The sequence below is a fragment of the Bacillus sp. FSL R5-0593 genome (assembly GCF_038603755.1).
Lineage (GTDB): Bacteria > Bacillota > Bacilli > Bacillales > Bacillaceae > Bacillus > Bacillus velezensis.
Genome location: NZ_CP152011.1, coordinates 4041500 through 4056767 on the forward strand (window position 1 = coordinate 4041500; position 15268 = coordinate 4056767).

Below are 15268 nucleotides of genomic sequence, written 5' to 3' on the forward strand. Positions count from 1 at the left end.
AATAAAAAAAGCCAGTGTAAAAAACACTGGCTGAACAAGCTGAGGGCGGGTTACTTAAACCAGCCCTTTTCTTTTGATCGGGTAATGGCTTCAATTCGATTTTTCACTTCTAATTTATCCAGGATCATCGAAACGTAATTGCGGACTGTGCCGCTTTTGATGCTGAGGGCGTTTGCGATTTCTTTCGTGTTTTTTCCGTCTGCGACAAGCTCGAGCACCTCTTTTTCCCGTTCGGTCAGCGGGTTTTCCTCACTATAGATGTCCTCCATTAATTCAGGTGCGTAGACGCGTCTTCCTTTCATGACGCTGCGGATGGCGCTGACGAGCTCATCGCTCGGGCTGTCCTTGAGCATGTACCCGCTGACGCCTGCTTTTAGCGCCCGCTGAAAATAGCCGGAGCGGGCAAAGGTCGTCAAAATGATGATCTTCACACCGCTGTCCTTGAGTTCTTCTGCCGCTTCAAGACCTGATTTCCCGGGCATTTCGATATCCATCAGACAGATGTCGGGCGCATGTTTTTCCACGAAATCGATGGCATCCTGGCCGCTTGTGCCTTTGCCGACAACCGTCATATCCTCTTCTAAATTCAACAGGGAACCGAGTGCGCCGAGCAGCATTTGCTGATCCTCGGCAATGAAGATGTTGATCATCTGCTACCATCCTTTTCTTTTGATTTTGAATCATTCGGGATTCTCATGGTCAGCTTTGTTCCGGCGGCTGTATCGATGGCTAAACTGCCGTTTGCGAATTCAAGACGTTCCCTCATTCCAAGCAGGCCGTGCCCCTTTGAAAAAAAGCGGTCTTCTTTGCATTGAAAGCTGCCGTCATCTTCCACCGTAATGACAACCTCTTTCCAAAGCTGCTGAATGGTGATGCGGCATACTTTGGCGCCGCTGTGTTTCACGACATTGGTGACGGCTTCTTTTATGCACATGCTGACGATGTTTTCGTTCAGCAGAGAGATATGTTTTGGCGCTTCTTTTTCTTCATACACAAATTCAATTCCTGCCGCTTCAAGAATTTGCCGAACATTGCCGAGCTCATCCTTCAATCGGATGCCTTTCATCGATGAGACGATTTGTCTGACCTCATTTAAGGAGGTGCGGGCCGTCTGCTGCACGCTTTTCAGCTCAGTGCGGGCCTGTTCAGGGTCCTTGTAAATCAGCTTTCGGGCAAGGTCGCTTTTCAGTCCGATTAAGGAGAGCTTTTGTCCAAGTGTATCGTGAAGGTCCCGGGCGATGCGCTGCCTTTCTTCCAGCTTCACAAGATCGGCGATTCGCTCATTTGCATATTCTAATTTCTCCTCAAGGCGCTCCCGTGCCTTTCTGCTTCGAATGCTGAGCGGGAGCAGGATGGCACTGATCAGTGTAATGACGATAAACGGAATTTGTGTCAAAAACCACTCTTTTTTCAGAACAAGGCTGAAGTTGACGGCAACCGCCGCACTGATGATATGAATGTAATATAAGATGTAAAAAGGAACTTTGTCTCGGATATGGCCGATGAAGTAGGCGATAAAAAAGGCGAAATAAATATAGCTGAACAGCATGACAGAGCCGGTCGAAATGCCGATCAGAAGAAGCGCCCATAAGTAAAGCGGCCAGCCTTTTGCAACAAATGCGAAGCGGTATGCGCCAAAGAAAACAAGTGTGAAAATGATGCCGGCAACGATGACAAAGGTAGAAGAGCTTTTAAAAATAAAATAAAAAGGCAAGATGAAAAAAATCATCCATATATAAGGAGAAATCCCATTCAGTTTTTGAAATTTAAAATACTTCTTCATCTTCGTTCCACCTTCTGCTGCTTGTGTCTACCATCACTTTATCAAAACACCGCCTTCATTGCATCCTCACGCATGAAGAGAAGGCCCTTTCTGATAAGAGAAAGAGCCGCGCGCCATATCAGGCATTTTTCTTCAAAGGTTCTTTCGGCACCGGATGGGGCGCCGGTTTTTTCCGAGCCTCCCGAAAGGTGACAAATTGCTTTTCGTCCTCATCCCACAGACGGAATTTCATGGATTCAAGACTTGTTTTAAGCGTAATGGTCGGTACGTTTTTTAAAGGCTCGTGCCCCTCATGAGCGGCTTCCAGCTTGTAGTTCGGCACTTTCGGGCTTAAGTGGTGAACATGATGGTAGCCGATATTGCCTGTCAGCCATTGCAAAAGCTTCGGAAGCTTGTAAAAGGAGCTTCCTTCTACCGCGGCCTGCACATAATCCCAATGCTCATCGGCTTCAAAATAAGAATCCTCAAACGTGTGCTGAACATAAAAGAGCCAGACGCCGATTGACCCCGAAATAAGGAAAATCGGACCCTGAACAAGCAAAAAGTTTTCCCAGCCGACAAGCAGGCACGTCGCAGCAGCCAATAAGACAATCGCCGCGTTCGTGAAATAGGTGTTCCAGCGCTCCTTGCGGCGGGCGCCTTTTACATTGAAACGGTTTTGAATCAGAAATACGTAAATCGGGCCGAGAATAAACATAATAAACGGATTGCGATAAAGTCTGTAGCGTACTTTTGTCCAAGCTGACGCTTCGTTGTATTCCTTGACGGTCATCATCCAAATATCGCCGGTGCCCCGTTTATCTAAGTTGCTGCTCGTCGCATGATGAATGGAGTGGCTGCGCTGCCATTGAAGGAACGGAAACAGTGTCAGCACACCTGAAATAAACCCAAACAGCCGGTTCAGCTTCTTTTGTTTGAAAAAGGATTGATGGCAGCAGTCGTGGAAAATAATAAAGATTCTTGTCAAAAATCCCGCTGCTATAACAGTAAAGGCGAGGGTCAGAAGATAGGAGACATTGAGGCTGAAGTAAGCAAGAAACCAAAGGGCAAAAAACGGCACAAACGTGTTGAAAAGCTGATTGACACTATGCTTTGTATCGGCACCGGAAAATGCAGCAACCTGCTTTTTTAAAGATGCTTGTTTTTGAGTTGCGGCGTGATTGGTCATGAATGTCATATCCCCTTTTTTTTATTATGATTCCAAGTATACCGAGGCGCTCGCGGCGGTTGTAGTAGCAGCCATCATGCCCCGAATATGACATTTGTCATGTTTGGCGGCAGAATGCTGATCAGGCGGCATATAGAAGGTTTTTTTATAAGGGATAAAGCCGGACACTTCATATCGGCACTTCTCAAAAAAAACAGCAAAAAAGAACCCGGCCTGTTTTCGGCTGAGTTCTTTTTCATCATCCTCACAGCAAAATCACCCGATACTTCTTTACATCCAAAAACTGCAGAAACTCCCGGGCCAGCATGTCCGGCGCGTGGTCTTTTCCTTCATGAAGACGATATTGAATCAAACCGGCGAGCATGGACGCGACATAATATGCATAGAGTTTTTTGCCCGCCTGAATGTGCAGGGGCTGATGAAGATAAAACGATTGCAGCGCTCTGAACATTTCCGGAATGACGTCAGGCACTCCGGAGCCCTCTCTCAGAAAATGGACGAGCGGCAGGCCTTCCGACAGTGCCGAAAAGAGACGGACGAGCGCGGCTTCCGCTTCTTCCATGGAGCAATCGGCAGGCTCTCCTTTTACCGTCAATAATCCGATCAGATCCCGACATGATTGATGGATGATCGTTTTCAGCAATGCTTCTTTGTTGGCGTAATGGTCATAAAAAGTGGCACGGCGGAGGTTGCTTTGACGGGCAATATCGGAAATCGTAATCGCCGCGTACTCTTTTTTTTCTGCCATTAAGCCGATCATGGCTTCTTGCAAGGCCTGCCTCGTCCTTGTCACCCGGCGGTCGGCGGGCTTTTTTTCTTCTTGTTCCGGCACCCGGCGGCCAAACAGCCAGTAAAACCGTTTTTGAGAAATCAAATCCCACACCTGTCCGCTGATCGCTTCCGGGGATGCCCCGGGCTCCTCATTCAGCCAGTACAACACAATGGCATACGTGTATAAAGCGCGGTAATGAATGTACATATCCTGTTCAGTCGGTGAGAAATCCGCATTGACCGGTGACAGCAGCACATCATGCCGGAACACATCTTTTAAAAAAGCATGAAAGTGAAAATAGGGCATTTTATTGCGATCCATCATCGTTTGGAAAAACACCCGATGCCGGTCAACAAAAGACAGGGTCGGATGCACTTTTTGCCATCCGCCATGTAAATGAAGCACATCTTTATTCTTCAGCGAATCATACAGCGCTTCGCTCAGCCCGTCTTTCATTTCTTCCTCTATATCCTCTAAAATCGCATATTTATCTTCGTAATAAAGGTACAGTGTCCCCCGGCTCACACGCGCCCGTTCGGCGATGTCCTTCATGGTCACACGGCGGATATCCCGCTCTCCAAGCATGGCCAAAAGCGCTTGTTTGATGTCAGTTGTCACAGAATCCGGCATAAGAGACACTCCTTTCATTAGACAGATCACCGCAATTTGTACGGTAACGTATAGATGAGTTTACGCTGTCTTTTCCGCAAAAACACATCACATTATAATAGGCCCTGAAGAAACAAAAAAGCAACCAGAGGAGGAAGACCGATGGATCAGCATATAAAAGCAGACATCAAACGCGTCTTTGAGCTTCAGAAAAAAAATCAAAAAACGCTGCGTGCTTCAACAGCCGGGCAGCGCAGAGAAAAGCTTCAGCGCTTCTTGGATGCCGTCACCGCACATGAAGAAGAAATCATCGAGGCGATCAGACGGGACGTCCGCAAGCCTTATCATGAGGTGAAAAGAGCGGAAACGCAGGGAACGATTAAGGCGATTAAAGATAATATGAACAACCTCGACACCTGGATGGCGCCGAAACGCGTCGGCTCATCCGTCAGTCCCGACGCTGACGGCGTATTAATGTACGAGCCAAAAGGCCTTACCTTAATTCTCGGCCCGTGGAATTATCCGTTTATGCTGACGATGGCTCCGCTTGCAGCTGCCATTGCGGCCGGCAACAGCGCGATTGTGAAGCTGTCCGATTTTACAATGGAGACGAGCCATATCGCCGCGACAGTTATTCGCGAGGCATTTCACGAAGAAGAAGTCGCCATTTTTGAAGGTGAGGTCGATGTCGCCACAGAACTGCTCGACCAGCCGTTTGACCACATTTTCTTCACCGGAAGCACGAATGTCGGTAAAATCGTCATGACGGCAGCAGCGAAGCACTTGTCGTCCGTCACGCTTGAGCTTGGCGGAAAAAGCCCGACGATCATCGACAGCGACTATGATTTGATGGACGCGGCGAAAAAAATCGCCGTCGGCAAATTTGTCAATGCGGGGCAAACATGTATCGCACCTGACTATCTCCTTATGAAGAAAGAAGTGCAGAGCACCTTTACAGATCTCCTGCAAACCATTGTCAATGCAGGTTTTATGGAGGATGATCATACGGTTGACCGCAACAAATTCACGCAGATTGTCAACGACCGCAACTTTAACCGTGTCAAAGCCCTGTATGATGACGCCATTGAAAAAGGGGCGAAAACGGCGTTCGGCGGCGTATTCGATGCGCATGACCGCACGATTTCTCCGACCGTGCTGACAAACGTCACGCCTGATATGAAGATCATGCAGGAAGAAATCTTCGCACCGATTCTGCCGATTATGAATTACGAAGATATCAGTGAAGCCGTTGATTACATCACTGAACGGGACAAGCCGCTTGCCTTGTATGTATTCAGCCATAATCAGGAGCTGATCGATTATGTGCTGCAGCATACGACATCCGGCAATGCTTCTGTCAATGATGTCGTCGTTCATTTCACTGACGTCAACCTTCCGTTCGGCGGTGTCAATACGAGCGGGATCGGTTCATATCACGGTGTGTACGGCTTTAAAGAATTTTCTCATGAAAAAGGCGTATTTATTCAAGCCTCTAAATAAAAAAAGAATCCGCGCAGATGACGCGGATTCTTTTTAATTATTTTTTTGCCCCGAATGCGAGCAGTTTCGTATAAGTGCCGACGTAAAGCGTGCCGTCTTCAGCCAGAACCGGGGAGGAAATGACATTGCTGTCTGTTTGATAGCGCCATTTTTCATTACCGTCAGCGTCAACCGCATAGACATTTTTATCGTCAGAACCGAAGTACACATTGCCGTCCGCATCAATCAGCGGCGCCGTTCTCACAGGCCCGTCCGTATAGAAAGACCAGTTCATATTACCGGTTTTGCTGATGGAAAACAGCTCGCCGCTTCCGGAACCGATATACACATTGCCGTTATGGTCGATCGCTAATGAAGAGCTGGAGAAACCGTTTAACGGGAACGTCCACTTTACAGCACCCGTTGATGTATAGGCGTAAAAGCTGCCGTCCTGGTTTCCGGCGTAAACGGTGCCGTCTCTATCAATAACCGGATAGCCTTTAAACCCGTTGGACGTCGTTTTTGACCATTTCACTTGGCCCGTTCCGGAATTGATCGCGTAAAAGATATTATTGTACGTTGCCGTATACAGAGTGCCGTTTGATGCTAACACGGGAGCGGAGCCGACCACGCCGTTTGTTTTAAACTTCCACTTTTGCGTCCATGTCGAAGGCGACGTCGGTTTAATCGCATAGATATAGTTATCCAGCGTCGACACATACAGCGTGCCGTCAGATCCGATAGCCGCATCGGAACTAGGCGCTCCGCTCAGCGGAACCGATGTTAAAATGGTTCCGGTTTCTTTGTCGATGAAATACAGTTTTTTATCGTGAGAAGGAAGATAAATGACACCGTTTGTTCCGAGCACCGGAGTCAGCGTATAGGTCGTCCCGAGGTTTTCCGTCACCCATTTCACAGTACCGTCCGGATGATACGCCGTCAGCTTCCCGTCTTTTGATTGAATAAATACGGTGCCGTCCCCGTCAACCGCGGCTCCCGCACCGTTTTGAGGATTGGCCGGAACATTCTTTTCCCATTTTAACGCGCCATCGGCAGTGCTTGTAAACCGGCTTTCTCTCGACCAGTTGAACATCGTCGGAGACATCGCCTGCGCGTCATACCGTCCCGCCAAGAAACCGGATGCCGCATGATTTTGTTTAAATACCGTTTCCGCGGCTTGAGCAGCCGCCGGATGCAGCCATTTTGCCCCCGGCAGATCAGTAACCGCTCCTACAGATAAAGCCGCAGCAACCGCAGCGCCGGCCGCCAATGTTTTCATTCGCAATGAAGCTGTCTTTTTTTTCAATGTCAGTTCCTCCCGTTTCTATTAAAAGCTGCTATATCACTTCGATCATACCATAATTAACCTATGAAATATTTGTATTTTCGGTAGATTTATAGAACAAATGTCACATAGCCTGCTGATGCTTCGGGGATGATCGAAACGCGGCAATATACCACACCACATTGACGATGAAAGCCGCGCCTGACCAAACGAAAAGGCCGTAATAAAGAGACAGCTCCTGCCCTAAGGAAATTGCGGTCAATAACGTCACCAACAAGACAGCCGCGCAAATGATAAGCCCGATTCCGCAAAAAACGGCCATGATGATTTTCATGACACGAATACCGAGAATATACAAAATGAGCGGGACCGCATATATAACAAAGATCTGGCCGACGGCGGCCCACATGCCCGCGGAATTAAAACGATTCGCGTTCGGCCCCGTTTCCGCAAGCGGAGAAAGCGAGACGAGGACCGGCAATAAACAAAACAGCAGAGCGGAAAGCAAGGTCACCGCAACCGCACCTTTTTTCTTTTGATTCATGTGAATATCCTCCTGACAATAACCCGGCTTTTTTACCGGTAATCTGATAATATGTTATATTTTAGCACGATTTTTACTTAATTTGAGAATGTTTTGTCAAAAACGAATTTACAAATCCAGAAAAATAGATATAATAAACATTATGGAACCGATATTGATTCATAAAGCGTTATCTAACAAAACACGAAGTGATATTATGACGTGGCTTAAACACCCGGAAGACCATTTTGATGAAAGACCTTATCTTGAGCAGGGACTCAGTTTCCGCACCGGAATTTGCGTCGGTGATATTCAGGCAAAGTCGGGGCTTGCGCAGTCCGTCATCTCCAGCTACCTGCTGACCATGCAAAAAGCCGGCCTGCTGGAATCCGAACGAATCGGAAAGTGGACCTATTACAGAAGGAATGAAAAACAAATTAAAGCCTTTGCTGACTATGTTCAGCACCAGCTATAACCATGAAAGGAGGGCTTTTTTGTTCTAACATATCTATTTTTCTGTATATGTAGTTATAAAAGGAGGCATACATAACAATGAAAAAAAGCAGTTCCATCTTCATTCTGTTTTTGGCATTAGGGGTTTTCGGAATTATCACGACCGAAATGGGCATTATCGGCGTTCTTCCGCAAGTGGCGGACAGATTTCATATTTCTGCTTCAAAAGCGGGGTGGCTTGTCAGTATTTTCGCGTTCATCGTCGCTGTGTCGGGACCGTTTTTGACCTTGCTTGCTTCAGGCATAAACCGGAAAGTCATTCTGCTTTTGGCGGTGCTGATGTTTGCCGTTTCAAATGCGGTCTACGCGTATACGGCGCATTTCAGTGTCATGCTGGCGTTTCGGATCATTCCGGCTTTATGCCACCCGGTGTTCTTTTCTGTAGCGCTTGCGGCCGCGGCCCGGCTTGTCCCCGCCGGCCAATCCGGAAAAGCCGTAACGAAAGTCTTTTCAGGCATCACCGCCGGCTTTGCGTTCGGCGTGCCTTTCACGTCTTATCTGGCGGAGCGTCTCTCCCTTGAAGCCGCCTTCTTATTCGGCGCTATCATCAGTCTCATCGCATTCACGGGCATTCTTCTCTTTTTGCCATCCATGCCGGTCACAGAAAAAATGTCTTTCAGAAGCCAGCTCGGCATCCTTCGCAAACCGGTTTTGTGGCTCAATATCGCTGCCGTCACCTTTCTCTTTGCGGCCATGTTTTCTGTCTACAGCTATTTTTCGGAGTACCTCGGACGGGTGTCCCATATGAACGGCACATGGGTCAGCTTCATGCTGATGAGCTTCGGAGTGATTATGATAGCCGGGAATTTCGTCTTCGGCGCTTTGTTATATAAAAATATGAAAAAGACCGTCATCCTGTTTCCGCTTCTTTATACAGCCGCCTACTTGCTCATATACGGATTTGGAACGTCTTTCGCGCCGATGGCCGTTCTCGTCTTCGTATGGGGCGCCGTTCATTCCGGCGGTCTCATTGTCAGCCAGACATGGCTTACTGCGGAAGCAAAGGAGGCGCCCGAATTCGGCAACAGCCTGTTTGTCTCTTTTTCCAACCTCGGCATCACCATCGGAACGGCGGCGGGCGGCTGGTTTATTTCACATTTGGGAATCCATCAGCTGATGTGGTGCGGCATCATGTTTGCCCTTCTGGCTTTCGGGCTGATCATGGGACGCTTGGCATGGGGAAAGAGGCTGCTCGCAAAAGCTTAAGCTCCGTTGCAAAATCCGGAATGATTACGTATAATATTCCAGATTAGAGCAAGGGAGAGAAAAAGATACATGGAAAGACCGGCAGGATTTTGGATTCGGTTTCTGGCTTACGTCATTGATCAAATCATCATAGGAATTCCGATTTTTATCATTCAATTTATGGTCTCTTTTTTATTTGCGGCAGGCGTTGCGGCGGCTGACCCCTTCATGACCGAAAATCAGTTTAACATCTCTTTCCTGGTGTTCGGCGTCATCCCGATTCTTGCGAGCTCTTTTGTGATCAGTATCTTATATTTCAGCCTGCTCACGGCCTCAAAGATGCAGGGGACACTGGGAAAAGCATTGCTCGGCCTTAAGGTCGTCAATGAGGATGGCGGACGGATATCCATCGGCCAGGCCTTCGGACGCGCTTTCGCATATATCATATCTAAGCTCATTCTTTATATCGGTTTCATCATGGGCGCCTTCGGAGAGAAAAAAACGCTGCACGACATCATGTGCAGCACCCGTGTTGTCTATAAATAATGTCCCCAAGTCCGGGCCTTTTGAGCCCGGGCTTTTTTATGACGGCTGTGCCCGCCTGATGTCAATGCCGCCCTTTCCGTCAGCCTCAATGCGGATCGTCCCGTTCACAATGACAGACAGCGGATGGAACTCCGCATGCTGATCAGAAAAAATCCAGCGGCGGCCGCTCGGCCCTAAAAGCAAAAACGCCCCATCATTGTAATCACCCATAAAATGAAACCCATTTTCCCTAAGAGGCGCATGCTTTCTCACCGGAATGCCGAAACGCTGCAGCTTCCTCCCGGTTGATACGACTTCGGCAGCCGTCAGATTCACCTCGCCGATATTCAGAACGGACTCAATCGAAAAACGTTCCGCGCTTGGCGGCGATGTTTCTCTCGCGATGAATTCCGCCAGATTGTTGGACGGATCTTTGAAATAAAAGGAACGCGCCTGAATATGAGAGAAATACACCTCATCCTCCCCATCTTCCGTTTGAAAAACGACTTTATCCTTTATCCACGCCTTCGCCTCATCAAAACGATTATTCGGAATGTTAAACGCGAAATGATACGTAGGATGAGAGTGAGAATCGGCGCGCCTGAATTCCAACTCACTTTCTCCCGCCTTGATGGTAAACGAATCACCGGACTCATCAATTAAAGGAAAACCTAACACCCGTTCATAGAAGTGTTTCGTCTCCTCCAACGCACAACTGTACAAAGTAATGTTATTTATTTGCATGATCATACCCCCTTTGGTTATAAAGACAATGAATATCAATATTCTTGTCTGACTCCGGTCAAAAATGTTTCAATATTCTCAATTCGGTAAGCTGTATAGGAGTGAGTGGAAGCTAATAAAGCGATAAAACCTTTTCGAATGTCAATATTTTCACGTTCAATCCGATAGAAAAATTCTAACAGCTCATCTCCGAAACCCGCTTTCGCAGCTACTTCATCTGCCCGATATTCAAAATCTCTGCTTCCGATATTCACAAAATAAAATCCCAAACGGCAGTATGTTATGTAACACCATCCGACCAGCCTAAAGAATATATTTAATAACCCCCCAGACACAGAAGGATTTGATCCGCCGTTCAGAAGCCCTTCAATACACCCCAGAATAAAACATATAAAAAATCCCATCACATACAGCGGCAACAGTGCGATACTCAAAATAGTAAAACTGGAATTAAACATCACAAGGTGTAATGTGTCTTTAAAAGCAAGATGCGCATACTCATGGGCCAGTACCGCTTTTAGCTCACCATCACTTAAATTTCTCATAGCCGCCGAAGTCAATCCTATCGTTTTAAACCCCAGTGCAAATGCATTAATACCCTCATCATCTATTAAAAAAAGATCCGCTTTTTTCACATGAGGATAATGTCTTTGTACGCTTACAAAAACTTCATCGTTTAACCTTTCAAGGTACTCCTTTTCTCCAATGGTTGCCGGGCGCCTTAACCCAGCCCTTATTCTATTTCTCCAGTCTCCAAAAAGTCCATAATTCATAAAGAACAACAATCCGTAAACGGATAAAAAAAGAAAAACCGTTGGAAAAAGCGCCAAAGGAAATAATTTTCTGAAGATCATAATAGAAATCAAAACTGTCAGCCCAGACCAAACAATGTATAAATAATTGAACTTTGTTTTTCTAACTTCCATTTTTGATCACCCTTTTTTTATTATGTTTGAATGATTTACCACTACTTAAACTGTCTTTTTATTATCGGTTTCGAAAATAGCATTGTAAAGATGATCATCCATTTTTTTCCGAAAAAGAGGTGCTGTTTTTAACAGCACCTCTTTTTAATCACTCTTCAAAATAATCCAGGTCTACTCTCTTGATAACAAAAGTATTCTCTAAACTAACGCCGACATTATAGTTGAACATTAAATCCGTTAGCCTCTCTCCATCAATTAATATAATTTTTTTATCGATCACTTTAACATATTCTTTTGCGCCATCAGTAAATACAGATGTAGTAATAAACACACCCTTTTTCGCTTTTTTCCCATCCAGGCTGCCCGCAAATTTTTGTATTTCCGGCCTTGAAACAGAATCTTTCCACCTCTTGGCTTGAAGATAAATCATATCCAGCCCTAAAATGTCTTCTTTGATAACTCCATCTATGCCGCCATCTCCAGATCTCCCTATAGCCGTGCCTGCATCTGTTAATGAACCGCCATATCCAAGAGCAACAAGCAATTCTACGACTAGTTTTTCAAAAAAGGCAGGAGAACATTTGTATATTTGGTTCAGTAACTCTTCTTTAATCTCATTTTTAACAGCATTATAATTCTGTTCAATAATTTCATTGGGAGTTCTGGGCTCTGAAGTAATCGACGGCTCACTTTCCTGTTGATTGCTGTCTTTACCCGTCTGCTTGAATCTCTGAAAACTCTTATACTTCATTAGAAATCTATTATCTATACTGGCGACACTCGGGTCATTAATTATTTCTAAGCCTTCGCTGGTGATCTGAAAAACACCCCGTCTAACAATGTCGATTAAACCGGCTTTACTTAAATATGTTCTTACCCAACCGATTCGATTATGAAGTACTTTTTGGTTTCCGCTGGGTAATAATTTTTCTGCATCTTCCTCTGACAGGTTTAACTCTTCTGCTAATTTCACGTATAAGTCTTGTAATCTGTGCTCCTTTTTACCTGAAAGAATTTTTAAAAAAGGGTACATAAATTCTTGATATCCTGGTATGGTCAACTTCTACACTCCTATTTAACGTCTTTGTTAAAACTGGCTTGATATTTATATTATTTTTGCGTTCCTAACACCCCTGCGTAAAACCATCTTCATTTCACACTTAAATCTCATGATGATATATGAGGTAAAGCTAATATAAGAACATCCGCTATCCATAATTGAATAAGTTCAAAACAAATATATATCTTTAAATTCTGAACACCGGACTGATCATTTTTTTAAAAAACCTAACACCCGTTCATAAAAGTGTTCCTGAACAAAGTTACTTTATTTGCATGACCGTCCCCTCTTTGGTTTATACTACCATATAGAGGGTGGATTCTTGATATTATTCTGCACCAATTGAGAATCCCCCTTTCGCCCGGCGTTAAACATGACAAACAGCGCCAAACCGCTTATACCAGGCGTTTTTAAACATCTAAAGCAAAAAAAGCAGAAAATAATACCCCATATAGCTTGACAAAAAATAAATGTTATTTAATAATCTATATATAATTAGAATTATTATTGAAAGATAAAGTGAATGCTTTGTCTTTTTAATATATTTCAAATCACATTTCAGGAGGAAGATATTATGTCTTTAATCGGAAAAGAAGTACTGCCATTCGAAGCAAAAGCTTTCAAAAACGGTGAATTCATCGATGTAACAAACGAAGATTTGAAAGGTCAATGGAGCGTTTTCTGCTTCTATCCAGCGGATTTCTCTTTCGTTTGCCCGACTGAACTTGAAGATCTTCAAGGACAATACGCTGCACTGAAAGAATTAGGTGTTGAAGTATACTCTGTTTCTACAGATACTCACTTCGTACACAAAGGCTGGCATGACAGCTCTGAAAAAATCGGCAAAATCACTTACGCAATGATCGGTGACCCATCTCAAACGATCTCCCGCAACTTCGACGTTCTTGACGAAGAAACTGGTCTTGCTGACCGCGGAACATTCATCATCGATCCTGATGGCGTTATCCAAACAGTTGAAATCAATGCAGGCGGTATCGGCCGTGACGCAAGCAACCTTGTAAACAAAGTAAAAGCAGCTCAATACGTTCGTCAAAACCCAGGTGAAGTCTGCCCGGCTAAATGGGAAGAAGGCGGCGAAACACTTACACCTAGCCTTGATTTGGTAGGTAAAATCTAAGGAGTGCATTCCATTGGTACTTGATGCAAATATCAAAGCACAATTAAATCAATACATGCAGCTAATTGAGAACGACATTGTTCTCAAAGTAAGCGCCGGTGACGATGACACTTCTAAGGACATGCTGGCTCTCGTTGACGAGCTGGCTTCCATGTCATCTAAAATTTCAGTTGAAAAAACTGAATTAAACAGAACACCGAGCTTCAGCGTTAATCGTACCGGAGAAGACACAGGCGTTACATTCGCCGGTGTTCCTCTCGGCCACGAATTTACATCATTAGTGCTGGCATTGCTTCAAGTCAGCGGCAGAGCGCCTAAGGCTGATCAAAAGGTCATTGACCAGATTAAGAACATCAGCGGAGAATACCGATTCGAGTCTTATATCAGCCTGACGTGCCACAACTGCCCTGATGTCGTCCAAGCATTAAACATGATGAGCGTGCTCAACCCGAATATCACTCATACAATGATTGACGGCGCGGCATTCAAAGAAGAAGTGGAAAGCAAAAACATTATGGCTGTTCCGACTGTATTCTTAAACGGTGAATCTTTCGGAAGCGGCCGTATGACCATCGAAGAGATTCTCGCAAAAATGGGCAGCGGCGCAGATGCGTCTGAGTTTGCCGACAAAGAGCCGTTTGACGTTCTTGTTGTCGGCGGCGGACCTGCCGGCGCAAGCGCGGCCATCTACACGGCGCGTAAAGGCATCCGCACCGGTGTCGTCGCTGAACGCTTCGGCGGCCAGGTACTCGACACCATGAGCATCGAAAACTTCATCAGCGTCAAAGCGACTGAAGGACCGAAGCTCGCTGCAAGCCTTGAAGAGCACGTGAAAGATTATGATATTGACGTCATGAACCTTCAGCGCGCGAAACGCCTTGAGAAAAAAGACCTCTTCGAACTTGAACTCGAAAACGGCGCTGTACTGAAAAGTAAAACAGTGATCCTTTCAACAGGTGCCCGCTGGCGCAATGTCAACGTACCTGGTGAGCAAGAGTTCAAAAACAAAGGTGTTGCATACTGCCCGCACTGTGACGGACCATTGTTTGAAGGCAAAGACGTAGCCGTTATCGGCGGCGGAAACTCCGGAATCGAAGCGGCGATTGACCTTGCAGGTATCGTCAATCACGTGACTGTGCTGGAATTCGCGCCTGAACTGAAAGCAGACGAAGTCCTGCAAAAACGTCTTTACAGCCTGCCAAACGTCACTGTGCACAAAAATGCACAAACGAAAGAAATCACAGGCGACCAAAACGTAAACGGCATTACGTTCGTTGACCGTGAAACAGGCGAAGAAAAACACGTTGAACTCCAAGGTGTATTCGTCCAAATCGGCCTCGTGCCTAATACAGAATGGTTAGACGAAACGGTCGAACGCAACCGCATCGGCGAAATCATCGTCGATAAGAGCGGCGCGACAAGCGTTCCCGGCCTATTTGCCGCAGGGGACTGCACAGACGGCCCGTACAACCAAATCATTATCTCCATGGGATCAGGTGCAACTGCCGCTTTAGGCGCATTTGATTATTTGATCCGGAATTAATGTGAAAGCCGCCAT

At 45.9% G+C, this 15268-nt stretch carries 15 protein-coding genes; 6 read left to right on the top strand and 9 right to left on the bottom strand.

The features are described 5' to 3' along the window. Nucleotides 1-50: 50 nt before the first annotated feature. From NYE36_RS20130 to NYE36_RS20145, 4 genes are all read right to left on the bottom strand, one after another. Nucleotides 51-650, bottom strand: a complete 600-nt coding sequence (locus tag NYE36_RS20130; RefSeq protein ID WP_007407848.1) for a response regulator transcription factor — start codon at nucleotides 648-650, stop codon at nucleotides 51-53. Then, nucleotides 647-1783, bottom strand: a complete 1137-nt coding sequence (locus NYE36_RS20135; RefSeq protein ID WP_158185969.1) for a sensor histidine kinase — start codon at nucleotides 1781-1783, stop codon at nucleotides 647-649. The genes NYE36_RS20130 and NYE36_RS20135 overlap by 4 nt, the downstream gene beginning before the upstream one ends. Nucleotides 1784-1901: 118 nt before the next feature. After that, complete coding sequence (locus NYE36_RS20140) at nucleotides 1902-2951, bottom strand: fatty acid desaturase (protein ID WP_012118854.1); 1050 nt, start codon at nucleotides 2949-2951, stop codon at nucleotides 1902-1904. A 244-nt stretch (nucleotides 2952-3195) separates the two neighbouring features. Next, on the bottom strand, nucleotides 3196-4353 hold the full coding sequence (locus NYE36_RS20145; RefSeq protein ID WP_038460482.1) for a TetR/AcrR family transcriptional regulator: 1158 nt from the start codon (nucleotides 4351-4353) through the stop codon (nucleotides 3196-3198). Nucleotides 4354-4494: 141 nt separating this feature from the next. Here NYE36_RS20145 and NYE36_RS20150 point away from each other — a divergent pair, with 141 nt between their 5' ends. Next, nucleotides 4495-5832, top strand: coding sequence for an aldehyde dehydrogenase family protein (locus NYE36_RS20150; RefSeq protein ID WP_007407852.1), 1338 nt, complete (start codon nucleotides 4495-4497; stop codon nucleotides 5830-5832). Nucleotides 5833-5869: 37 nt separating this feature from the next. Here NYE36_RS20150 and NYE36_RS20155 read toward each other — a convergent pair whose 3' ends face one another. Together NYE36_RS20155 and NYE36_RS20160 are read right to left on the bottom strand one after the other, a co-directional pair. Then, a complete protein-coding gene (locus NYE36_RS20155; protein WP_094032969.1) occupies nucleotides 5870-7090 on the bottom strand; it encodes a PQQ-binding-like beta-propeller repeat protein in 1221 nt (406 codons plus the stop codon). Nucleotides 7091-7220: 130 nt separating this feature from the next. Further along, nucleotides 7221-7640, bottom strand: coding sequence for a DUF5391 family protein (locus NYE36_RS20160; protein WP_015240917.1), 420 nt, complete (start codon nucleotides 7638-7640; stop codon nucleotides 7221-7223). A 142-nt stretch (nucleotides 7641-7782) separates the two neighbouring features. Between NYE36_RS20160 and NYE36_RS20165 the strand changes: the two genes are divergently transcribed. The 3 genes from NYE36_RS20165 to NYE36_RS20175 all read left to right on the top strand — a co-directional run bounded on the left by NYE36_RS20165 (nucleotide 7783) and on the right by NYE36_RS20175 (nucleotide 9863). Next, nucleotides 7783-8094: a helix-turn-helix transcriptional regulator gene (locus tag NYE36_RS20165; protein ID WP_015240918.1), complete on the top strand. Its 312-nt coding sequence runs from the start codon at nucleotides 7783-7785 to the stop codon at nucleotides 8092-8094. 77 nt (nucleotides 8095-8171) lie between these two features. Continuing rightward, nucleotides 8172-9338: an MFS transporter gene (locus tag NYE36_RS20170; protein ID WP_094032937.1), complete on the top strand. Its 1167-nt coding sequence runs from the start codon at nucleotides 8172-8174 to the stop codon at nucleotides 9336-9338. 69 nt (nucleotides 9339-9407) lie between these two features. After that, on the top strand, nucleotides 9408-9863 hold the full coding sequence (locus NYE36_RS20175) for an RDD family protein (RefSeq protein ID WP_014419310.1): 456 nt from the start codon (nucleotides 9408-9410) through the stop codon (nucleotides 9861-9863). A 36-nt stretch (nucleotides 9864-9899) separates the two neighbouring features. Here the strand turns inward: NYE36_RS20175 and NYE36_RS20180 are convergent, their stop codons facing one another. The 3 genes from NYE36_RS20180 to NYE36_RS20190 all read right to left on the bottom strand — a co-directional run bounded on the left by NYE36_RS20180 (nucleotide 9900) and on the right by NYE36_RS20190 (nucleotide 12572). Next, nucleotides 9900-10586 carry a VOC family protein gene (locus NYE36_RS20180; protein WP_265450986.1) on the bottom strand — a complete coding sequence of 229 codons (687 nt, stop codon included), beginning with the start codon at nucleotides 10584-10586 and terminating at the stop codon, nucleotides 9900-9902. A gap of 35 nt (nucleotides 10587-10621) precedes the next feature. Beyond that, nucleotides 10622-11512: a M48 family metalloprotease gene (locus tag NYE36_RS20185; protein WP_265450987.1), complete on the bottom strand. Its 891-nt coding sequence runs from the start codon at nucleotides 11510-11512 to the stop codon at nucleotides 10622-10624. A 148-nt stretch (nucleotides 11513-11660) separates the two neighbouring features. Next, on the bottom strand, nucleotides 11661-12572 hold the full coding sequence (locus NYE36_RS20190; RefSeq protein ID WP_265450988.1) for a restriction endonuclease: 912 nt from the start codon (nucleotides 12570-12572) through the stop codon (nucleotides 11661-11663). A gap of 574 nt (nucleotides 12573-13146) precedes the next feature. Here NYE36_RS20190 and ahpC point away from each other — a divergent pair. Both ahpC and ahpF read left to right on the top strand, forming a co-directional pair. Next, nucleotides 13147-13710, top strand: coding sequence for an alkyl hydroperoxide reductase subunit C (ahpC, locus tag NYE36_RS20195; RefSeq protein WP_004393188.1), 564 nt, complete (start codon nucleotides 13147-13149; stop codon nucleotides 13708-13710). A gap of 13 nt (nucleotides 13711-13723) precedes the next feature. After that, a complete protein-coding gene (gene ahpF / locus NYE36_RS20200; RefSeq protein WP_007614902.1) occupies nucleotides 13724-15253 on the top strand; it encodes an alkyl hydroperoxide reductase subunit F in 1530 nt (509 codons plus the stop codon). The last annotated feature ends 15 nt before the right edge of the window (nucleotides 15254-15268 follow it).